The sequence below is a fragment of the Anaerobacillus alkalidiazotrophicus genome, from assembly GCF_001866055.1.
The window spans coordinates 506947-528428 of record NZ_MLQS01000001.1; the positions used below are offsets into that span (position 1 = coordinate 506947).

Annotated in this window: 21 protein-coding genes and 2 other annotated features; all 21 genes read left to right on the forward strand. The window is 36.1% G+C overall.

Translation table 11 applies throughout. The features are described 5' to 3' along the window. Positions 1 to 312 precede the first annotated feature (312 nt). The 21 genes from radA (at position 313) to rpoB (ending at position 21461) form a co-directional block, all read left to right on the forward strand. Positions 313 to 1686, forward strand: a complete 1374-nt coding sequence (gene radA, locus BKP45_RS02390; protein WP_071388203.1) for a DNA repair protein RadA — start codon at positions 313 to 315, stop codon at positions 1684 to 1686. Continuing rightward, positions 1686 to 2765 carry a DNA integrity scanning diadenylate cyclase DisA gene (gene disA / locus BKP45_RS02395; RefSeq protein WP_245747367.1) on the forward strand — a complete coding sequence of 360 codons (1080 nt, stop codon included), beginning with the start codon at positions 1686 to 1688 and terminating at the stop codon, positions 2763 to 2765. Before radA ends, disA begins: the two co-directional genes overlap by 1 nt. A 195-nt stretch (positions 2766 to 2960) precedes the next feature. Then, positions 2961 to 4046: a PIN/TRAM domain-containing protein gene (locus tag BKP45_RS02400; protein ID WP_071388204.1), complete on the forward strand. Its 1086-nt coding sequence runs from the start codon at positions 2961 to 2963 to the stop codon at positions 4044 to 4046. A 115-nt stretch (positions 4047 to 4161) separates the two neighbouring features. Then, positions 4162 to 4854 (forward strand): 2-C-methyl-D-erythritol 4-phosphate cytidylyltransferase, encoded by a 693-nt coding sequence (gene ispD / locus BKP45_RS02405; protein ID WP_071388205.1) that lies wholly within the window; start codon positions 4162 to 4164, stop codon positions 4852 to 4854. Beyond that, a complete protein-coding gene (gene ispF, locus BKP45_RS02410) occupies positions 4851 to 5333 on the forward strand; it encodes a 2-C-methyl-D-erythritol 2,4-cyclodiphosphate synthase (protein ID WP_071388206.1) in 483 nt (160 codons plus the stop codon). The genes ispD and ispF overlap by 4 nt, the downstream gene beginning before the upstream one ends. A 71-nt stretch (positions 5334 to 5404) precedes the next feature. Beyond that, complete coding sequence (gene gltX / locus BKP45_RS02415) at positions 5405 to 6859, forward strand: glutamate--tRNA ligase (RefSeq protein ID WP_071388207.1); 1455 nt, start codon at positions 5405 to 5407, stop codon at positions 6857 to 6859. Next, positions 6855 to 7080, forward strand: a binding site (T-box leader). (Overlaps the previous gene by 5 nt.) A 275-nt stretch (positions 7081 to 7355) precedes the next feature. Continuing rightward, positions 7356 to 7994 (forward strand): serine O-acetyltransferase, encoded by a 639-nt coding sequence (gene cysE, locus BKP45_RS02420; protein WP_071388208.1) that lies wholly within the window; start codon positions 7356 to 7358, stop codon positions 7992 to 7994. A 172-nt stretch (positions 7995 to 8166) separates the two neighbouring features. Beyond that, positions 8167 to 9567, forward strand: coding sequence for a cysteine--tRNA ligase (gene cysS / locus BKP45_RS02425; RefSeq protein ID WP_139193722.1), 1401 nt, complete (start codon positions 8167 to 8169; stop codon positions 9565 to 9567). 8 nt (positions 9568 to 9575) lie between these two features. Further along, complete coding sequence (locus tag BKP45_RS02430) at positions 9576 to 10007, forward strand: Mini-ribonuclease 3 (protein ID WP_071389021.1); 432 nt, start codon at positions 9576 to 9578, stop codon at positions 10005 to 10007. Then, positions 9997 to 10746 (forward strand): 23S rRNA (guanosine(2251)-2'-O)-methyltransferase RlmB, encoded by a 750-nt coding sequence (gene rlmB, locus BKP45_RS02435; RefSeq protein WP_071388209.1) that lies wholly within the window; start codon positions 9997 to 9999, stop codon positions 10744 to 10746. The genes BKP45_RS02430 and rlmB overlap by 11 nt, the downstream gene beginning before the upstream one ends. Before the next feature lies 1 nt (position 10747). Beyond that, positions 10748 to 11260 (forward strand): NYN domain-containing protein, encoded by a 513-nt coding sequence (locus BKP45_RS02440; protein ID WP_071388210.1) that lies wholly within the window; start codon positions 10748 to 10750, stop codon positions 11258 to 11260. Between the two features lie 223 nt (positions 11261 to 11483). Beyond that, positions 11484 to 12137, forward strand: a complete 654-nt coding sequence (gene sigH, locus BKP45_RS02445; RefSeq protein ID WP_407639570.1) for an RNA polymerase sporulation sigma factor SigH — start codon at positions 11484 to 11486, stop codon at positions 12135 to 12137. A gap of 535 nt (positions 12138 to 12672) precedes the next feature. Then, the gene (gene rpmG, locus BKP45_RS21370) at positions 12673 to 12822 is read left to right on the forward strand and encodes a 50S ribosomal protein L33 (protein WP_084034485.1); all 150 of its coding nucleotides are present in this window, start codon (positions 12673 to 12675) and stop codon (positions 12820 to 12822) included. A gap of 182 nt (positions 12823 to 13004) precedes the next feature. After that, on the forward strand, positions 13005 to 13199 hold the full coding sequence (gene secE / locus BKP45_RS02450) for a preprotein translocase subunit SecE (RefSeq protein ID WP_071388212.1): 195 nt from the start codon (positions 13005 to 13007) through the stop codon (positions 13197 to 13199). Positions 13200 to 13341: 142 nt separating this feature from the next. Next, entirely contained in the window at positions 13342 to 13875 is a 534-nt protein-coding gene (gene nusG, locus BKP45_RS02455; protein ID WP_071388213.1) for a transcription termination/antitermination protein NusG, read from the forward strand. 160 nt (positions 13876 to 14035) lie between these two features. Next, on the forward strand, positions 14036 to 14461 hold the full coding sequence (gene rplK, locus BKP45_RS02460) for a 50S ribosomal protein L11 (RefSeq protein ID WP_071307852.1): 426 nt from the start codon (positions 14036 to 14038) through the stop codon (positions 14459 to 14461). A 197-nt stretch (positions 14462 to 14658) separates the two neighbouring features. Continuing rightward, complete coding sequence (gene rplA / locus BKP45_RS02465; RefSeq protein ID WP_281243117.1) at positions 14659 to 15399, forward strand: 50S ribosomal protein L1; 741 nt, start codon at positions 14659 to 14661, stop codon at positions 15397 to 15399. Between the two features lie 43 nt (positions 15400 to 15442). Then, positions 15443 to 15581, forward strand: a sequence feature (ribosomal protein L10 leader region). Between the two features lie 109 nt (positions 15582 to 15690). After that, complete coding sequence (gene rplJ / locus BKP45_RS02470) at positions 15691 to 16188, forward strand: 50S ribosomal protein L10 (RefSeq protein WP_071388215.1); 498 nt, start codon at positions 15691 to 15693, stop codon at positions 16186 to 16188. Positions 16189 to 16241: 53 nt separating this feature from the next. Continuing rightward, positions 16242 to 16604 carry a 50S ribosomal protein L7/L12 gene (gene rplL / locus BKP45_RS02475; protein WP_071388216.1) on the forward strand — a complete coding sequence of 121 codons (363 nt, stop codon included), beginning with the start codon at positions 16242 to 16244 and terminating at the stop codon, positions 16602 to 16604. Between the two features lie 137 nt (positions 16605 to 16741). Beyond that, positions 16742 to 17344, forward strand: a complete 603-nt coding sequence (locus BKP45_RS02480; RefSeq protein WP_071388217.1) for a class I SAM-dependent methyltransferase — start codon at positions 16742 to 16744, stop codon at positions 17342 to 17344. Between the two features lie 571 nt (positions 17345 to 17915). Continuing rightward, positions 17916 to 21461 (forward strand): DNA-directed RNA polymerase subunit beta, encoded by a 3546-nt coding sequence (gene rpoB / locus BKP45_RS02485; protein ID WP_071388218.1) that lies wholly within the window; start codon positions 17916 to 17918, stop codon positions 21459 to 21461. The last annotated feature ends 21 nt before the right edge of the window (positions 21462 to 21482 follow it).

Consider the following 21482-nt stretch of genomic DNA (forward strand, 5'->3'; position numbering starts at 1 on the left):
CGGCTTCCGTCAAAGGCCGCCCCATTGAAGCTACTACTTGGATTACTTCGAAGCGGCTTTACTCTTGAGCAAACGGAGTGGCACAGGAGCAGCCGCTTGTGACCAAGGCGCTTACGCTTTTCTTGAAGATATATAACTTATTCGTCTAGTGAGCACTAACGCTTGCTAAAAAAAATGAGAAACTAAGTGTTTTACGTTGGACAATATATGGTTAATTATATATATAATTAAGTAGTGATACTCGATATTTAATGGAAAAATTAATGGGATTTTATGTTAAAATATACATGTGTTTCTTAGAAAGGGATTAGTATGGCAAAGCGAAAAACAAAATTTGTATGTCAAGAGTGTGGTTACGAATCAAAAAAATGGATGGGGAAATGTCCCGGATGCCAAAGTTGGAATTCAATGACTGAAGAGTTTGAAGAACAGGATAATAAAGTAAGGGGCTTTGTTACATCTGTGAACTCGACTAACAAAAAGCCACAGTCAATAACAACTATCGAAAGAGATTTAGAACAAAGATTAAGTACCAATATGATTGAACTTGATCGAGTTTTAGGTGGAGGAATTGTTCCCGGTTCATTGGTACTTGTTGGGGGAGATCCTGGGATAGGAAAATCGACGTTATTATTACAAGTTTCCTCGAAATTGGCAAATAATAATCACAAGGTCCTATATATATCAGGTGAAGAATCAGTCAAACAAACAAAAATACGAGCAGATCGTTTAGATATTACTTCAGATCAGCTTTTTGTTCTTGCGGAAACTGATCTAGAATATATTGAAAAGTCAATTGAGGAAATTAACCCTGCGTTAGTAATTATTGACTCTATTCAAACGGTTTATATATCAGATATTACTTCAGCGCCAGGAAGTGTTTCGCAAGTACGAGAGTGTACAGCCGCTTTAATGAGAATTGCTAAAACAAAAGGAATAGCCATTTTTATTGTTGGTCATGTTACGAAACAAGGCGCAATTGCTGGCCCAAGGTTATTAGAGCATATGGTTGACTCTGTTTTATATTTTGAAGGAGAGAGGCATCATACATACCGAATCTTAAGAGCTGTGAAAAACCGTTTTGGTTCAACAAATGAAATAGGGATTTTTGAAATGAAAGAGGTTGGACTTGAAGAGGTTCTTAATCCTTCTGAAATATTTTTAGAAGAGCGTTCTCAAGGTGCTTCTGGTTCTATTGTCGTAGCTTCTCTCGAAGGCACAAGAACCGTTTTAGTTGAGCTACAAGCACTTGTCTCCCCTACTACATTTGGAAATCCAAGGCGCATGGCTACGGGTATTGACCATAATAGAGTTTCATTACTAATGGCGGTATTAGAAAAACGAGTAGGTCTTCTACTCCAAAATCAAGATGCCTATTTAAATGTAGCTGGCGGGGTGCGCTTAGATGAACCTGCTGTAGACTTAGGTATTGCTATTTGTATCGCCTCAAGTTTTAGAGATCAGCCGACAAGTCCAACTGATGTGGCAATTGGAGAAATTGGTTTAACAGGAGAGGTACGAAGAGTCTCGCGGATTGAACAACGAGTTTTAGAAGCAGCAAAGTTGGGCTTTAAAAGAGTGATTATTCCTGAAAAGAATATGGGGGGATGGAATGTTCCAGAAGGAATAAAAGTAATAGGAGTTTCAACAGTAAAAGAGGCATTAGATACCTTAATGGGAGGGTAATGAATTTGGATCTTATGAATAAAACGGCTTTTATTGATGATGTTTTAAAGATAGTAGCCCCGGGTTCTCCATTACGAGAGGGGATCGATAATGTTTTAAGGGCAAAAACAGGTGGGTTAATTGTATTAGGTTATAATAATGAAATGATGAATATTGTAGATGGAGGATTTTTTATTAATTGTGAATTCTCTCCAGCCTATTTATATGAACTAGCAAAAATGGATGGTGCAATTATTTTGAGTGAAGAAGGCGATCGAATATTATATGCAAACACTCAATTAGTACCAAATCCTACAATCCCATCAACTGAAACGGGGATCCGACATCGTACTGCTGAGAGAGTAGCGCGACAAACAGGGAATTTAGTCATATCGATCTCACAAAGAAGAAATGTCATTACTCTCTATCAAGGTGAATCACGTTACTCATTAAAAGATATTGGTGTTATATTAACAAAGGCAAATCAAGCAATTCAGACACTTGAGAAATATAAATCAGTACTTGATCAAGGGATTACCAATTTAGGTGCTTTGGAGTTTGAAGAACTAGTTACATTTCAGGAAGTATCACAAGTAATCCATCGAGTTGAAATGGTACTACGTATAAAAAGTGAAATATTAAATTATGTAAATGAATTAGGGGATGAAGGAAGACTCATTTCAATGCAGTTAGAAGAACTAGTTTCTAATATTGAAAAAGAGGCTGGTTTGTTATTAAAAGATTATATTAAGGATCAAAACCAAGACGAACAGCACATACTAAAACAATTGAAGAAATTATCAAATGAAGAATTATTAGAAGATCAAATCATTGTTAAGTTGCTCGGGTATTCTAAAAATATAAATTTATCGGAGCATACGATTACCCCACGTGGTTATCGAATTCTTCATAAAATACCAAGAATACCACCACTTGTAGTCGAAAATTTAATAGACAAGTTTGAAAATATTACACAAATTATGAGAGCTTCTATTGAGGAACTTGATGAAGTAGAAGGAATTGGTGAAGCAAGGGCAAGAAAGATAAAAGAGGGTTTAACAAGAATTCAAGAACAACTTTTTATAGATCGTCACATATAAAGATGTTGACTGCGTTTTCAATTAAAGTTATAATGGGGTATTTATTCATGAAAATTGACAACACTTTGCCGCTTTGTTATTTTAAACTTATGATTAATTTGAAACGTAATAGTGTATATAATAAAATAATAAAAATTTGTATAATAATGTTTCAAATTTTTCAGAATGTCTATAATGGTAAAGGAGGTGGAATCGATGGTGAGATGGATAGTTAAGCTTTTCTTTGTTATTTTAGGTGGAACATTGGGATTTCTATTTGTACCAGACGTAATAGAAATTTTGAATTTTGGTGGTTTGCCTAATTGGGTTACAAATTCTTATTCTGGTGCTGTAATTGGTGCAATTATATTATATTTATCTTCATTTTGGATTACAGATTATATTGTTGGGTTAATTCGTTTAGTAGAGGAAAAGTTAGTGAAGGCTCCGGCAACAGATGTTCTTTTTGGAACAATGGGAATTATTTTTGGATTAATTGTTGCATTTTTAATTGTATTACCTTTGAATACAATCCCTGTTGTTAGTACAGTTTTACCTATCTTCCTAACTTTATTATTAGGATATTTAGGTTTTCAAGTTGGATTTAAGAAGCGGGATGAACTTATTCATTTGTTTTCAAGAAAAAGTGATAAAAAGAAGGATGTTGATGAAGTAGTAAAAGAAAGACATGGTGTTGAGCTTAAAATACTAGATACGAGTGTTATAATAGATGGACGTATTGCTGATATTTGCCAAACAGGGTTTTTAGAAGGGACTTTAGTTATTCCGCAGTTTGTACTTGAAGAACTTCAGCATATTGCAGATTCATCTGATGTATTAAAGAGAAACCGTGGTCGCCGAGGATTAGATATATTAAATAAAATACAAAAAGAACTATCGATTAATGTTGAAATTTACGAAGGTGACTTTGAAGACATTCAAGAGGTTGATAGTAAGTTAGTTAAACTAGCAAAGCTTGTTTCTGGACTTGTTGTGACGAATGATTTTAATTTAAATAAAGTGTGTGATCTTCAAGGGGTTCCGGTATTAAACATTAATGACTTAGCAAATGCGGTAAAGCCAATTGTTTTACCTGGTGAAGAGTTACATGTCCAAGTGATAAAAGATGGTAAAGAGCATAATCAAGGTATTGCTTATTTAGACGATGGCACAATGATTGTTGTTGAAGGTGGTCGTGATCACATTGGAAAGCATATTGATGTAATAGTTACTAGTGTACTTCAAACATCAGCCGGTAGAATGATATTTGCTAAACCAAAATTATTAGAAAAGGCATTATAAATATTTTATAGAAAACGTTAGGTCAACATTTGTTGTCTTGACGTTTCCTTTTTTTCTCTAGTTCGCTATAATAATCATAGTTTAAGATTATACTTTTGAATGGAGAAGCTCTTTAATGAAATATTCTGTAGTGATTCCTGCAGCAGGGCAAGGAAAAAGAATGAAACTTAATAAAAACAAACAGTTTCTACTCTTAGAAGATAAGCCTGTCATCGTACATACATTAAACACTTTTCAAAATGATAACTGGTGTGAAGAAATTATTATAGTGGCAAACAAGGATGAAATTGAACAAATAACTCAACTGACAAATATATATAAAATTTCAAAAGTTTCAAAAGTAGTTTCTGGGGGCACAGAAAGGCAACATAGCGTTCGAAATGGATTGAAAGAATTGGGTGGAGATAAGATCGTGTTAATACACGATGGCGCTCGTCCATTTGTAAAGGAAGAGCATATTCACCGTCTAGTTGAAGAAACAGAAAAAACAGAAGCTGCAATACTCGCTGTGCCGATTAAAGACACCGTAAAAATGAGTGAAGGTGAATTTGTATCACATACAGTAGATCGATCTAGTTTATGGTCAGTTCAAACACCTCAAGCGTTTCGTTTACAAGCTATTCTTTCTGCTCATGAATGGGCTGAGAAAAATAATTTTTTAGGAACTGATGATGCTAGTTTAATGGAAAAGCTAGATAAACCTGTATCAATTGTTACAGGAGACTACTTCAATATTAAACTCACTACTCGAGAGGATATCGTGTTTGCATCGTTTATTTTGCGAGTGAGACGAGGAGAATTAGTATGATAAGAATAGGACAAGGGTATGATGTACATCAATTAGTCGAAGGAAGAAAATTAATCATAGGTGGAATTGAAATACCTCATGAAATGGGGCTATTAGGTCATTCTGATGCTGATGTTTTACTCCACACAGTTGCTGATGCCTGTTTAGGTGCAATTGGTGAGGGAGATATCGGAAAGCACTTCCCAGATACGGACCCTAATTTTAAAGACGCAGATTCGGCAAAACTTCTTTCGCACGTTTGGGAAATTGTCAAAGAAAAAGGGTATACTTTAGGAAATATTGATTGCACGATTATTGCACAAAGGCCAAAGATGGCTCCTTATATCCCTGAAATGAGACGTAGGATTAGTGAATTATTAGAAGCTGATTTAGATCAAGTAAATGTTAAAGCAACAACAACCGAAAAATTAGGTTTTTGTGGTAGAGAAGAAGGTATAGCATCTCAAGCAGTTGTGTTATTAGTGAAAAATAATCGTTAATTACTTTAAAATTATAGTCTTGAACACTTTTTCTGAAAATAGAATTATGAAAGAAATGGATGGTGTTAAACATGTCAAAACAAGTGAGAGTTCGTTTTGCCCCAAGTCCAACAGGACATTTACATATAGGAGGAGCGAGGTCTGCTCTATTTAATTATTTATTTGCCCGTAACCAAGGTGGAAAGTTTATCGTACGAATTGAGGATACAGATCAAGCAAGAAATGTAGAAACAGCTCAAGAAAAATTATTGGAAAGTATGAAGTGGTTAGGAATTGAGTGGGATGAAAGTGTCGATGTTGGTGGGGAGTTTGGGCCATATAGCTGTATGGAACGATTAAATATATACAAAAAGTATATTCAAGAACTTATAGACCAAGGAAAAGCATACTATTGCTATATGACAGAGGAAGAAAGCGAAAGAGAACGAGAGGAACAATTAGCACGCGGTGAAACTCCTAAATATAGCGGACGTGACCGAGACTTAACAGTTGAGAAACGTACCGCTTATGAAAATGAAGGTAGAAAACCGGTTGTTCGCTTTCGCGTTCCAGAAGGAAAGCTAGTAATTGTAGATGACGCTGTTAGAGGAAAAGTAGAATTTGAAGCAGAGGGTATCGGTGATTTCATTATTGCAAGGCGAGACGGAATTCCAATGTATAACTTTGCTGTTGTTGTTGATGATCATTTAATGGAGATCTCTCATATTATTCGCGGTGAAGAACACTTATCAAATGCACCACGCCAAGTTTTATTATACGAAGCTTTTGGGTGGGAAACGCCAAAGTTTGCTCATGCTTCATTAATATTAAACCAGGACCGTCAAAAGATGAGTAAACGTGACGAATCGATTATTCAATTTGTTGAACAATATCGAGATTTAGGGTACTTACCAGAAGCGATTGTTAACTTTTTAGCTTTACTTGGTTGGTCTCCTGTTGGAGAAGAAGAAATATTTACAAAAGAAGAACTCATTGAACAATTTAGTTTAGAGAGAGTTTCAAAAGCTCCTGCTGTATTTGATACACAAAAACTTGAGTGGATGAATAATCAATATATGAAAAAGGCTGATGGTGATCGAGTAGTTGAGTTAGCACTCCCTCACCTGGTAAAGGCTGGAAGGTTATCTGGAGCTATGACTCTAGAAAAGAAACAATGGGCAAGAGACTTAATCTTATTGCATCAGGAAAAAATGAGCTATGGTGGAGAAATTGTTGAACTAACAGAGTTGTTCTTTAAGACTGAAATTGAGTATAATGAAGAGGCAAAAGAAATTTTAAATGAAGAACAAGTTCCTGCAGTGTTAAAAGAATTTAAAACTCAATTAGAAGCTTTAGAAACATTTACAGCTGAAGAAATTAAAGCAGCTACAAAAGCTACCCAGAAAGCAACAGGGTATAAAGGTAAGCAGTTATTTATGCCGATCCGTGTAGCGACAACGGGTCAAACACATGGTCCCGACTTACCACAAGCAATAAGTTTATTAGGTAAAGAAATCGTGTTAAATCGTTTAACCGGATTATTGTAAAGCGTAGAAGAGGATAAGTAAAAGGACTATTTCTTATTTAGAGAGAGCTGCCAAGGCTGAAAGTAGCTTAAGAAATATCCTTTGAATTGCCCCTCTGAGTCTAATACTAAAATGTTTTTGATAACAAAGTAAGTATTGGCGGCACTCTCCGTTAAAAGAGTTAAGAGGAGTATAATACCATACTCAAACAGAGTGGAACCGCGCTAAAAAGCGTCTCTGTGCACATTATGCACAGAGGCGCTTTTTTATATGAGGTTAAAAACTTAGTTATCGATAAAGACATAGCAATAATTTATACAATTTAATGAATTTCATATTATAGTTATTAAATGCCTATTTGGTACGTTTATTTAGTTGATGCCGCTCGAAATGAAACTTTGAAATTCACTCGATTTAAAGATTTTACCGTAATAAAGCTTAATTTGTTAACTGTTATTTTAATATCTATAGAAATACGATTTTCGGTGTATGTTGTATCTAGAAGGGGGAGAAATGGTTGTTTAAAACGTTAAGAAACGATATTGATGTAGTGTTTGAACAAGATCCAGCCGCGAGAAGTAAAATTGAAGTGATTTTTACTTACTCAGGCCTTCATGCAATTTGGGCACATAGGTTTGCTCATTTCTTATGGAAAAAAAGATTGTTTTTTCTTGCTAGGTTTATATCTCAAGTTTCGCGTTTTATCACGGGGATAGAAATTCATCCTGGTGCAGTAATTGGCCAACGTTTATTTATTGACCATGGTATGGGTGTCGTAATTGGAGAAACGTGTGAAATTGGAGATAATGTAACTATCTATCAAGGTGTTACATTAGGTGGTACAGGGAAAGAGAAAGGTAAACGACATCCCACAATTGAAGATAATGTATTGATAGCATCAGGAGCAAAAGTATTAGGTTCAATGAAAATAGGGAAAAACTCACGTATTGGTGCGGGATCTGTAGTACTTAATGAAGTTCCACCCAATTCTACGGTTGTAGGGATACCTGGACGGGTCGTTATGCAAGATGGTGTGAAAATTAGAAGAGACTTAGATCATATAAATTTACCAGACCCAGTTGCAGATAAATTTAAAGAGCTTGAAGCTGAGATAAATCGTCTTAAAGATGAGCTAGCAAAATTAAAACAACCGTAAATGTATCTCAACTTAAATGAAATTAACAATACAGGTTTTACAACGCCAAATTATAGATCGAGTTGAATAGTGCCTTGGTAACTTAAATCTAAATTGGTGTGATTGAATTAATGCAATGATGGGCTTCACTCAACAAAATTTCAAATTATATTAAATGAAGGAGTGTAAAATAATGTCGATTAAAGTATATAACACGTTGTCAAGACAAAAAGAACTATTTCAACCAATAGAAGAAAGCAAAGTCAAAATGTATGTGTGTGGACCGACGGTTTACAATTATATTCATATTGGTAATGCAAGACCGGCGATAATTTTTGATATGGTTCGAAGGTACTTAGAGTTCCGAGGCTATGACGTAACATATGTATCTAACTTTACTGATGTTGACGATAAACTTATAAAAGCAGCAAAAGAATTAGGTGAAGATGTACCAACAATTGCCGAGCGATTTATTAAAGCGTATTTTGATGATGTAGCTGCTTTAGGTGTACGTTGTGCAGACGTTCATCCTCGTGTTACAGAAACAATGGTAGAAATTATTGATTTTATTAAAGGTCTTGTCGATAAAGGATTTGCCTATGAAGTTAATGGAGATGTATATTTCAGTACGAGGAAATTCAAAGGATATGGAAAGCTTTCGCAACAATCAATTGATGACCTACAATCAGGAGCCAGAATTGAAGTCGAGCAGCAAAAAGTAGACCCTTTAGATTTTGTTCTTTGGAAAGCTGCGAAACCAGGGGAAATATCATGGGCTAGTCCATGGGGAGAAGGAAGACCAGGGTGGCATATTGAATGTTCAGCCATGGTGAAGAAATATTTAGGAGACACGATTGATATTCATGCAGGGGGGCAGGACCTTTCATTCCCACACCATGAAAATGAAATTGCTCAATCAGAAGCAATGACCGGTAAACCGATGGCTAACTATTGGCTTCATAATGGGTATATTAATATTGATAATGAGAAAATGTCGAAGTCGTTAGGAAACTTTATTTTGGTTCACGATATTATTAAAAAATATGAACCTGAAATTATACGTTTCTTTATGCTTATGGCCCACTACAGAAGTCCGATAAATTTTAGTGACGAATTGTTAAATAGTGCTAAGAGTAGTTTTGATCGTTTAAAAACGGCAGTCAGAAACCTTCAGTATCGCCTAGAAGAGAGTGCTAACTTAGGTGAAAATGAGAACGATTGGATCGGAAAAATAAATGTAGAGAAAGAAAAGTTTATCAAAGAAATGGATGATGATTTTAACAGCGCCAATGCAATTGCAACACTGTTTGATTTAGCAAAAAAAGCAAATCTTTATTTGCGTGAGGATCATTCATCAAAAAAAGTACTTGAGTACTTTTTAAAAACATTTGAGGAATTATCTGGTGTGCTTGGTTTTGATCTTTCGTCAGCAAAAGAGCTGCTAGATGAGGAAATTGATAAATTAATTGAACAAAGGAATGAAGCAAGAAAAAATAAAGATTTTGCACTTGCGGATAAAATTAGAGACGATTTGAAAAATATGAATATTATTTTAGAGGATACGCCACAAGGAGTGCGTTGGAAGAGGGAATAACCATAATGATGAAACTAACAGAACCAAAAATTGATTTAAAACAACTAAATGCGTTGGCTTTAGCATATATGGGTGATACTGTTCTTGATACGTATGTCCGGTATCGGCTAATTGCTTCAGGAAAGGTAAGACCTAACGAACTTCATAAAAAAGCAACAAGTTACGTGTCTGCAAAAGCTCAAGCAATAGTTATTAACAGGTTGCTTTCGACAGATTTTTTAAGTAGAGAGGAAATTGATGTTGTAATGCGTGGCAGAAATGCCAAACCTGGCAATGTTCGAAAAAGTACAGACTTACAAACTTACCGACAGAGTACGGCTTTTGAAGCTTTATTAGGTTACTTATATTTATTAAATGAATACGAGAGACTTGACTGTGTTATTGAGAAAACATTTAAAATTTTGGAAGAAGAAGGAGGGAGTGTGAAAAATGGGAAGTGAATTTATTATCGGTAGAAATCCTGTTTTAGAAGCAATACGTTCTGGCCACCCGATTAATAAAATTTGGATTGGAGAAGGCTCTCAAAAAGGTCAAGTAAATCAAGTGATTGATCTAGCAAAAGCAAATGGAATTCAGTATCAATTTGTACCTAAAAAGAAAATAGAATCTTTGATCGATTCTCAAAACCACCAAGGGATTGTAGCTTCGGTTGCTGCGTATGAGTATGCACAGTTAGAAGACTTGTTTAAAAAGGCCGAAGAAAAAGGTGAGGATCCGTTTTTTCTTATTTTAGATGAAATTGAGGATCCCCATAACTTAGGTTCGATTATTCGAACTGCTGATGCTAGTGGAGCGCATGGAGTAATTATTCCCAAAAGAAGAGCAGTAGGACTAACCGCAACAGTAGCTAAAGCTTCTACTGGAGCGATTGAGTATGTTCCGGTCGTACGTGTTACAAACCTAGCAAGAACGATGGACGAATTAAAAAAACGTGGGCTATGGTTTGCCGGGACAGACGCTAAGGGTGATACAGATTTCAGACAGGCAAGTTTTGATTTGCCTATCGGTCTAGTAATAGGTAGCGAAGGAAAAGGAATGAGTCGTTTAGTTAAGGAGAAGTGCGATTTTCTACTCAGTATACCCATGCAAGGAAAGGTGACTTCCTTAAATGCTTCTGTAGCAGCAAGTCTTTTAATGTATGAGGTTTTAAGGAAGCGTAACACAATAGGATTGAAATAAAATGGACAATATACTACTCGTAGACGGCTATAACATTATTGGGGATTGGAAGGAACTAAAAGCATTAAAAAAGGATAATTTAGAAGGTGCGAGAGACGAGTTAGTTGAGAAAATGGCTGAGTATCAAGCTTATAGTGGTATGAAAGTCATTATTGTCTTTGATGCCCATATGGTACCTGGTATAGGGAAAAAATATAGTAATTACAGGCTAGAAATTGTATACACAAGAGAAAACGAGACTGCCGATGAACGTATTGAAAAATTAGTCCATGAATTAAAAACAATAAATACGCAAGTATACGTTGCTACTTCTGATTTTGTGGAACAATCAATTACATTCGGAAGAGGAGCCTTACGAAAATCTGCTAGAGAATTACGTACTGAAATGGCTATTATAGAAAAGGGAATAGAGAAAGAAGTCAAAAAGTCGAAAAAAGTAAGAAAAACGGCGAAAATAGCGATTTCTGACGAATTGGCAGAAATTTTTGAAAAATGGCGTCGAGGCAACATGTGAGTGGTTGACGCTTGTTAAATCAATGCTATATAATACTCCTATATTTATACAATTCTTTTTTGGGAAAAAGGAAAGCGGTTAATATTTTTTCGTAATCGTTGGTCATAAAAGGGGATTAAGTAATAGATTATCAGTTGCCATGTAATTGTTTTGTCATTGCTACTTGATTGTAAATATTCACCTTTTTATACGTAATACAATTCATCGAAGGTCGGGGGGGATTATGGTGAGCATAGGCCTCAAAGAAATCAAAAATGCTAACTTTGAGCAAATGGAAGATGAATACTTAGTTGAATACGTTAGGCAAGGAGATAGTGGTGCTTTGGAGTATCTTATTAATAAATATAAGAACTTCGTTAGAGCGAAATCAAGGTCTTACTTCTTAATAGGTGCAGATCATGAGGATATTGTTCAAGAAGGAATGATAGGACTCTACAAAGCGATTAGGGATTTTAAAGGAGACAAGCTATCCTCGTTTAAGGCATTTGCAGAACTTTGTATAACTAGGCAAATTATTACTGCGATTAAAACGGCAACTAGACAAAAACACATCCCATTAAATTCTTATGTATCACTAGATCGTCCCATTTATGATGAAGAAAGTGATCGTACCCTTCTTGATGTAATTTGTGGCAGTCGTGTAACCGATCCAGAAGAATTACTCATTAATCAAGAAGAGTTCGATGATATTGAACTGAAAATGGGTGAAATCTTAAGTGAACTTGAGAGGAAAGTATTAATGCTTTATTTAGACGGAAGATCTTACCAGGAAATTTCCGTCGACTTAAACAGGCATGTTAAATCTATTGACAACGCATTGCAGAGAGTAAAAAGGAAACTAGAACGCTATGTAGAGTTAAAAGGTGTAAGCATCTAGCAGGGATTTTCCCCTGTTTTTTGTTTACCCTTTTCTAAACTTTTCAATGTTCACTAGTAAGTTCTTAAAGAAAAAGTAAATAACTTTTTAAATTTACAAGGTAAGAAAGTATAAAATTTCTAACTTAGAAACTGTCTAGCGCCCTATCGACTAGAAAGCTTCCTTCGTCTCGTCTACGATAAGTCGAGAACGAAAGTCTAACGACTTTCGACTCTCCTATATCTCACTCGACTCAGTCCAGCTTATTACGTCGATGAGCAAGGGAACTTGCGCTTTTCTTATTAGTTAGATCTCACGACTTAAGAAACCATATCCAGTAAAATGGATCCGTTATCATCAAGTAATAGTTTTTTTCGCAAGAGATTACAGGGATCATAGAATTGATTTTAGCAATTTTTTTAATTGTTTTAAATTATTTAGTTTTGAAAAAGCAAATATTGGTTACAATTGTACAGTATATTGACACTATCAAAGCCCTGTGATATGGTTGATTAGTATGTGAATATTAACAATTACAAGATTGGGGTAATCTATAGTGCGAAAGAAAATTGTTCTTGCATGTGATGTCTGTAAGTCTCGCAACTACACTACGGAAAAGAATCATTCTTCTAATACAGAGCGTAAAGAAATGAAGAAATTCTGTAAAGTATGTAATGAGCACACCCTTCATCTTGAAACAAAATAACCTCGTAAGTACTCATCATATAGTACAAGCTTATGGATAAACGGTATAGAAAACACGATTTACCAATATTGTATGTTTATGGTTTTTCTGAAGTTCTTGCGTTTTAATCCTAAACCGAAGTTTCATGTTTAAAGTATAAATGATTCGCTAAAAGTAAGTGTGTAAAGGGCGGAGGTGGCTTAATGGCTGGAGTGGTTAAGAGAACGAATGATTTTTTGCGAGATGTAGTAAAAGAATTAAAAAGAGTTTCGTGGCCTAGTCGTAAAGAGTTAACAAGATACACCGTAGTAGTAGTAGCTACAGTGGTGTTTATTGCACTCTTTTTTACAGTCGTAGACTTTGGTATCTCTACGTTAATTCGCTTTATATTAGGATGATTGGTCTATCCTTTTTATTTATACGACCTTTAACCTTAATGGGTTAGTTGGGAGTGTAAGAAAAATCTAATTGCATGGTAGATTTTTCTAACTAAGTGGGATTGATCCATAGAGGAGGGAAGGGCGTAAGGTCCTATTCATTATGGAGAAAAATTGGTTTGTAGTTCATACTTATTCAGGGTATGAAAATAAAGTAAAAACAAATTTAGAAAAAAGAGTAGAATCCATGGATATGACAGATAAAATATTCCGTGTTTTAGTTCCTGTTGAAGAAGAAACAGAAACAAAAAACGGTAAAACGAAATCTGTTGTTAAAAAAGTATTTCCTGGATACGTACTAGTTGAAATGGTAATGACTGATGATTCGTGGTATGTAGTAAGGAATACGCCAGGAGTAACAGGGTTTGTTGGTTCTGCTGGTGCAGGTTCAAAGCCTACTGCACTTCTACCTGAGGAAGTAGAGTCTATTTTACGTCAAATGGGAGTCGAGGAACCTAGAGCAGAAATTGACTTTGAATTAAAAGAATCTGTTAAAGTAACAGACGGTCCATTCGCAAATTTTGTAGGTTCCATTGAAGAGATTCAAATAGATAAACAAAAACTTAAAGTTCATGTCAATATGTTTGGCCGTGAAACGCCAGTCGAATTAGACTTTTCTCAAGTAGAAAAAATCTAATAGAAAATAAAACTTGCTATCTTGTTTACAAAGTGATAAAATCTTCTTTGTTCTTAATGCGAATTTTGAACAAAGCTTTCTAATGAAAGTAAAATCGAGTGGGAGGATCTAATTTAGAAGATCCGGCTAACCACATCACGGACTTAAGGAGGTGTGTCGCGTGGCTAAAAAGGTTATTAAAATGGTAAAATTACAAATTCCTGCTGGGAAAGCAAATCCAGCACCGCCAGTTGGACCTGCACTAGGTCAAGCGGGAGTAAACATTATGGGATTCTGTAAAGAATTCAATGCTCGTACTGCTGATCAAGCTGGTTTAATTATTCCGGTTGAAATTACGGTATTTGAGGACCGTTCATTTACATTCGTTACGAAAACTCCACCTGCTGCAGTATTACTTAAAGTAGCTGCTGGTATCCAAAGCGGATCAGGTGAGCCGAATCGTAAAAAAGTAGCAACAGTAAAGCGTGATAAAGTACGCGAAATCGCGGAAACAAAAATGCCAGACCTTAACGCAGCTAACGTAGAGTCAGCTATGCGTATGGTGGAAGGTACTGCACGCAGTATGGGAATTGTTATTGAAGACTAATTCTCACGGTTTGCAAGAAGGTAATGAGCGAGGTTGCGGATAGGTCTATCAAAGACCTCGCAACCTTTATTTAAGGGCAAAATTGTCCTAAAACCTGGATAGCTTTCTAGCTCCAGGCGCCATCGGATTGAGCACGTTAAATCGTTGATACGATCATTAGTGTGTCGCCGATAGGCGGGCGCCTTGCGCTTTTCTTAGTGGGAGGTACTACCGCTAAAACCACAATCAAGGAGGAAATAAAATTGGCTAAAAAAGGTAAAAAGTATCAAGAAGCTGCAAAGCTTGTTGATCGTACAAAAGCTTACCCTGTAGAAGAAGCAATTGAATTAGTAAAAAAGACTTCATCAGCATCTTTTGATGAAACAGTTGAAGTTGCATTTCGTTTAGGAGTTGATCCTAAGAAAGCTGATCAACAAATTCGTGGAGCAGTTGTTCTTCCACATGGAACAGGTAAAACTCAACGTGTATTAGTATTTGCTAAAGGTGACAAAGCTAAGCAAGCAGAAGCAGCTGGAGCGGATTACGTTGGGGATGAAGATTACATTAACAAAATCCAACAAGGTTGGTTTGACTTTGATGTTGTAGTAGCTACTCCAGACATGATGGGGCAAGTAGGTAAACTTGGACGTGTATTAGGTCCTAAAGGTTTAATGCCAAACCCTAAAACTGGAACAGTTACGTTCGAAGTTGAAAAAGCTGTTAATGAGATCAAAGCAGGTAAGATTGAATATCGTGTAGATAAAGCTGGAAACATTCATGCTCCAATTGGTAAAGTTTCTTTTGATACAAATAAGTTAGTTGAAAACTTAACTACAGTTGTAGAAACTTTAATTAAAGTTAAACCTGCAGCTGCAAAAGGAACTTACATGAAGAACATCGCTGTAGCATCAACGATGGGACCTGGTGTTAAAGTTAATGTAGCAGCCGCTACAAAATAATTCCAGTTGACTCTTTTGTTTTAAATAGATATACTAACAAATGTGAATTGAATAATTCATACCGTAGACAGTAGGTGCGCATCATTCGCTTAATTTCCTACCGAGGTTGTTAAAAGTTGATCTAATCACTATAACAATAGCCTCCGTGTGTCTCGGCATATGGGGGCTTTTCCTATAGAAAGGATCACCTCATAAAAAAACGGTATGGTTTTAATACTATCAAGCTTTGATAGTATAAGAAACTTCGGGGTAAAACCTGGAAGTTTTCGAATAATCATAGGAGGTGTAAATATGAGCGTACGTGAACAAAAACAACAAGTAGTATCTGAGATTGCTGGAAAACTTCGTGATAGCAAAACAACAGTAGTTGTTGACTATCGTGGGTTAAACGTTGCTGAAGTAACTGAGTTACGTAAGCAATTACGTGAAGCAAATGTTGATTTTAAAGTTTACAAAAACACAATGACACGTCGTGCAACTGCAGAAGTAGAATTAACACAATTAGATGAAGTGTTAGTAGGACCAACTGCGATTGCTTTTAGTAGTGATGATGTTATTGCTCCAGCTAAAATTCTTAACGACTTTGCTAAAAAGCATGATGCGTTAGAAATTAAAGCAGGTGTAATCGAAGGTCAATATGCTACATTAGAAGAAGTTAAGGCACTAGCTGAACTTCCTTCAAGAGAAGGGTTACTTTCTATGTTGCTTAGCGTTCTTCAAGCTCCAATGCGTAACTTTGCATTGGCTACAAAAGCTGTTGCTGAACAAAAAGAAGAACAAGGTGCTTAATCCGAGCATAACTTTAATTTAAATTTAAACTTACATTTAGGAGGAAATATAAAATGAGTAAAGATCAAATCATTGAAGCGATTAAAGAAATGACAGTTTTAGAATTAAACGATCTTGTAAAAGCAATTGAAGAAGAATTTGGTGTAACTGCTGCTGCACCTGTAGCTATGGTTGGTGGCGCTGGTGCTGCTGCTGAAGCTGAGCAAACAGAATTTGATGTAATTCTTACATCTGCTGGTGCATCTAAGATCAACGTAATCAAAGTTGTTCGTGAAATCACTGGTTTAGGATTAAAAGAAGCAAAAGCATTAGTTGATGGTGCTCCAGCTCCGCTTAAAGAAGGCGTTGCTAAAGAAGAAGCTGAAGAAGTTAAAGCTAAACTTGAAGAAGCTGGTGCTTCTGTAGAAGTTAAGTAATAAATAAAAAGCTCGCATTTATGCGGGCTTTTTATTTGCAATTTCATAGGGTTATTTTAAAAGCAGAAAATTTGTATAGTTTTTATTTATTAAAGTAATAATGAATATTGGTGTAATAAGTAAAGGTGTGATGGATTTTGGCGAATCACTATTATTCGGAAAAACCGACAGTGAAAAGTTCTCGTAGAAGTTGGGAGTCGCAGCTAAGAGGAATGAAAATGTCATTTACTTCTGATGCGGGTGTGTTTTCTAAAAAAGAAGTAGATTTTGGTACACAATTACTTTTGGAAACATTTCGTTTCCCAGAAAGTATGGCTGCCATTTTGGATGTAGGATGTGGGTATGGTCCTATAGGTTTAACGTTAGCAAAAGAAAGAGCTGATTATCGTTTTGTTATGGTGGATATTAACGAAAGGGCTCTAGAGTTAACGGAACTAAATGCAAAATTAAATGGTATAAATAATGTAACGATTAAAAAAAGTAATTTGCTTAGTGATGTAAAGGGGGATACTTTTGCTGCTGTTCTTTCAAACCCACCTATAAGAGCCGGTAAAAAAGTTGTTCACCAGTTGTTTGAGGATGCATTTGAGCAATTAGAGCATTTGGGAGAATTGTGGATCGTCATTCAGAAAAAGCAAGGAGCTCCATCTGCCATTGAAAAGTTGGAGAGCTTATTCAAAGATGTAACTGTGGAGAAGAAATCAAAAGGGTATTATATTATAAAAGCAAAAAAATATTGACTTTATTTTCCGGTTGTGATAGTGTTATTTAATGCGTATGAATATCGTTTATACTAGTTTTTCTCGAAAGTCAACATGTTTTTTGAGTATAAAAAAACCATTTTATGGGCAAACTAATATAATCTTAAATTTTCTCAATTGCTTAAGTATTTTTGTTTATTATAACACAATTTGAAGAATCAGAACGTGATTTTGTAATTTGATTTGAGCAAAAATACATAGTTGCATTTTTCGCATCCGAGAATGAACTTTTTTACAACGTGGTCTTTTGGAACAAAAGGCCTTTATGAGTTGTATTTTTTTGAGAAAACCTTTTTCTTTTTAACAAAGGAAAAAGTTGTTGTCAAAACTAAGTTTTATCCTTTAATAAAGATTTCCTTTGTTAAAGTGTTATTTTTTGAAAACTAAGATCGATACTAATGTTTGTCTATCTTCATTGTTAGCAAATGTAGGTATGTACCTAGTTTTCCTAATAGACTTGGTTTCAAAGCTAAGTATTAAAAATCATATGTATTCCATATGATAATTATTTCATTGAAAACAAAAACGCTAGATTTAAGGGGTGAATCAGTTGACAGGTCAACTAGTTCAGTATGGACGACACCGCCAACGAAGAAGTTACGCTAGGATTAAAGAAGTATTAGATTTACCTAATCTTATTGAAATTCAGACGGCTTCTTATCAATGGTTTCTTGATGAGGGTTTAAGAGAAATGTTTCAAGACATCTCTCCGATTCAAGATTTTACAGGAAACTTAATTTTGGAGTTTATTGATTACAGTTTAGGTGAACCTAAATATTCTGTAGAAGAGTCGAAGGAACGTGATGTTACTTACGCTGCTCCTTTACGAGTAAAGGTACGTCTTATAAATAAAGAAACAGGAGAAGTGAAAGAACAAGAAGTCTTTATGGGTGATTTCCCTCTTATGACTGAAACAGGTACGTTCGTCATCAATGGTGCAGAACGTGTTATTGTATCACAGCTTGTTCGATCTCCGAGTGTTTACTATAGTAAGAAAATCGATAAAAACGGTAAAAAAGGTTTTACAGCAACTGTAATTCCTAACCGTGGAGCTTGGTTAGAACTTGAAACAGATGCTAAGGATATTGTTTATGTTCGTATAGACCGTACAAGAAAAATCCCTGTTACAGTTCTACTACGCTCCTTAGGATTCGGATCTGATCAAGAAATCATTGATCTACTTGGAGAAGATGAGTATTTAAGAAATTCATTAGATAAAGACAACACTGATAGTACGGAAAAGGCACTGCTTGAAATCTATGAGCGTCTTCGTCCTGGTGAGCCACCAACGGTAGAAAACGCTAAGAGCTTATTGGAATCCCGCTTTTTTGATCCAAAGCGTTATGATCTAGCAAATGTAGGCCGCTATAAAATTAATAAAAAGTTACACATAAAAAATCGTCTCTTCAACCAGCGTTTAGCTGAAACGTTAATTGACCCTGAAACAGGAGAAGTTTTAGCGGAAGAAGGAGTCATGATTGATCGCCGTCTTCTTGATCGCTTAATTCCTTATTTAGAAAACAATGTAGGATTTAAAAATGTATCTTTACATGGTGGCGTTATGGATGATGTTGAAGTCCCGTTACAATCAATAAAAGTTTATGCGCCGAACAACCAAGAAGAAGATGTGGCTATTAATGTAATTGGTAACGGTAATGTTGATAATAGCATTAAAAACATTACCCCAGCTGATATCATTGCATCAATAAACTACTTCTTTAACCTTCTTCATGGAATTGGTGATACGGATGATATTGATCATTTAGGAAATCGTCGCCTTCGTTCTGTTGGGGAATTATTACAAAATCAGTTTAGAATTGGTTTATCAAGAATGGAACGTGTTGTTCGTGAACGAATGTCTATTCAAGATGCGAATATGATTACCCCTCAAGCGTTAATTAATATTCGTCCGGTAATTGCTTCTATTAAAGAGTTCTTTGGTAGCTCGCAGTTATCGCAGTTCATGGATCAAACAAATCCATTGGCGGAATTAACACATAAACGTCGTCTATCGGCGTTAGGTCCTGGTGGTTTGACTCGTGAGCGTGCTGGATTTGAAGTACGTGACGTTCACTATTCGCATTATGGGCGTATGTGTCCGATCGAAACACCGGAAGGTCCGAATATTGGGTTAATCAACTCTTTATCCTCATTTGCGAAGGTTAATCAATTTGGGTTTATGGAAACGCCGTACCGTCGTGTTGATCCTGAAACTGGAAAGGTTACGGAACAAATTGACTACTTAACAGCAGATGAAGAAGATAACTACGTAGTTGCCCAAGCGAATGCAAAGTTAGCAGACGATGGTTCGTTTGTCGATGATAACATTATTGCTCGTTTCCGTGGAGAAAACACAATTGTTAAGCGTGAACGTGTAGACTACATGGATGTATCACCGAAACAAGTTGTGTCTGCAGCGACAGCTTGTATTCCGTTCTTAGAAAACGATGACTCCAACCGCGCGTTAATGGGAGCGAACATGCAACGTCAAGCTGTACCTTTATTACAACCTCAATCCCCGTTAGTTGGAACTGGGATGGAACACGTATCTGCTAAAGACTCTGGTGCAGCTGTAGTAGCTAAGTACAAAGGTGTTGTTGAGCGTGTAACAGCGAAGGAAATTCAAATTCGCCGCTTAATGGATGTAAATGGTAACGAGGTAAAAGGAGATCTTGATCGTTACAATCTTTTGAAATTTGTTCGTTCTAACCAAGGGACTTGTTATAACCAACGTCCAATTGTTAAAGAGGGTAACGTTGTTACTAAAGGAGAAATCCTTGCTGATGGACCTTCGATGGAATTAGGAGAACTAGCTCTAGGTAGAAACGTACTTGTAGGGTTTATGACTTGGGAAGGGTACAACTACGAGGACGCGATTATCTTAAGTGAGCGCCTTGTTAAAGATGATGTATACACTTCTATTCATATTGAAGAATATGAATCAGAAGCCAGAGATACAAAACTAGGTCCAGAGGAAATTACACGTGACATTCCAAACGTTGGTGAAGATGCGCTTCGTAATTTAGATGAGCGTGGAATCATTCGTGTCGGTGCTGAAGTAAAAGATGGTGATATTCTCGTAGGTAAAGTTACACCAAAAGGGGTTACGGAACTTACTGCAGAAGAACGTTTATTACATGCTATTTTCGGAGAAAAAGCAAGGGAAGTTCGTGATACATCACTTCGAGCTCCTCATGGTGGAGATGGTATCATTTTAGATGTTAAAGTCTTCAATCGCGAAGACGGAGATGAGTTACCACCAGGTGTTAACCAACTTGTTCGTGTATATATCGTTCAAAAACGTAAAATTCACGAGGGAGATAAAATGGCCGGTCGTCATGGTAACAAGGGTGTAATCTCAAGAATTATGCCAGAAGAAGATATGCCATATTTGCCTGATGGAACGCCAATTGATATCATGCTTAACCCACTAGGGGTACCATCGCGTATGAACATCGGACAAGTGCTTGAGCTCCATATGGGAATGGCAGCCAGACGTTTAGGTATTCATATTGCATCTCCTGTATTTGACGGAGCGCGTGAAGAAGACGTTTGGGGTACTCTTGCAGAAGCAGGCATGGCTAGAGACGGTAAAACTGTACTTTATGATGGAAGAACAGGTGAACCGTTTGATAACCGTATTTCTGTTGGTATTATGTATATGATCAAGCTTGCTCACATGGTTGATGATAAACTACATGCTAGATCAACAGGTCCATACTCACTTGTAACGCAACAACCATTAGGAGGAAAAGCTCAATTTGGTGGACAGCGTTTTGGTGAGATGGAGGTGTGGGCACTAGAGGCATATGGTGCAGCATATACATTACAAGAAATTCTTACTGTGAAATCAGATGATGTAATTGGTCGTGTGAAGACATATGAAGCGATTGTTAAAGGCGAAAATGTACCAGAACCTGGTGTTCCAGAGTCATTTAAAGTATTAATAAAAGAGCTTCAAAGTTTAGGTATGGATGTCAAAATGTTGTCAAGTAATGAAGAGGAAATTGAGATGCGTGAGCTTGATGATGAAGAAGAAGATCAAACGAACGAAAAACTTAATTTGAATCTTGAAACCACTGAATCTAACGGATAATCGTAGAACCTGAAAGTTGAA

Excerpts from the sequence above, each read along its gene's own strand:
- rlmB (WP_071388209.1), top strand. The coding sequence starts at position 9,997 with ATGGGAAGTGAATTTATTATCGGTAGAAATCCTGTTTTAGAAGCAATA.
- BKP45_RS02440 (WP_071388210.1), top strand. The coding sequence starts at position 10,748 with ATGGACAATATACTACTCGTAGACGGCTATAACATTATTGGGGATTGG.
- secE (WP_071388212.1), top strand. The coding sequence starts at position 13,005 with ATGGCTGGAGTGGTTAAGAGAACGAATGATTTTTTGCGAGATGTAGTA.
- disA (WP_245747367.1), top strand. The coding sequence starts at position 1,686 with ATGAATTTGGATCTTATGAATAAAACGGCTTTTATTGATGATGTTTTA.
- nusG (WP_071388213.1), top strand. The coding sequence starts at position 13,342 with ATGGAGAAAAATTGGTTTGTAGTTCATACTTATTCAGGGTATGAAAAT.
- sigH (WP_407639570.1), top strand. The coding sequence starts at position 11,484 with ATGGTGAGCATAGGCCTCAAAGAAATCAAAAATGCTAACTTTGAGCAA.
- BKP45_RS02400 (WP_071388204.1), top strand. The coding sequence starts at position 2,961 with ATGGTGAGATGGATAGTTAAGCTTTTCTTTGTTATTTTAGGTGGAACA.
- rplJ (WP_071388215.1), top strand. The coding sequence starts at position 15,691 with ATGAGCGTACGTGAACAAAAACAACAAGTAGTATCTGAGATTGCTGGA.
- ispD (WP_071388205.1), top strand. The coding sequence starts at position 4,162 with ATGAAATATTCTGTAGTGATTCCTGCAGCAGGGCAAGGAAAAAGAATG.
- cysS (WP_139193722.1), top strand. The coding sequence starts at position 8,167 with ATGTCGATTAAAGTATATAACACGTTGTCAAGACAAAAAGAACTATTT.
- gltX (WP_071388207.1), top strand. The coding sequence starts at position 5,405 with ATGTCAAAACAAGTGAGAGTTCGTTTTGCCCCAAGTCCAACAGGACAT.
- radA (WP_071388203.1), top strand. The coding sequence starts at position 313 with ATGGCAAAGCGAAAAACAAAATTTGTATGTCAAGAGTGTGGTTACGAA.
- ispF (WP_071388206.1), top strand. The coding sequence starts at position 4,851 with ATGATAAGAATAGGACAAGGGTATGATGTACATCAATTAGTCGAAGGA.
- BKP45_RS02430 (WP_071389021.1), top strand. The coding sequence starts at position 9,576 with ATGAAACTAACAGAACCAAAAATTGATTTAAAACAACTAAATGCGTTG.
- rplL (WP_071388216.1), top strand. The coding sequence starts at position 16,242 with ATGAGTAAAGATCAAATCATTGAAGCGATTAAAGAAATGACAGTTTTA.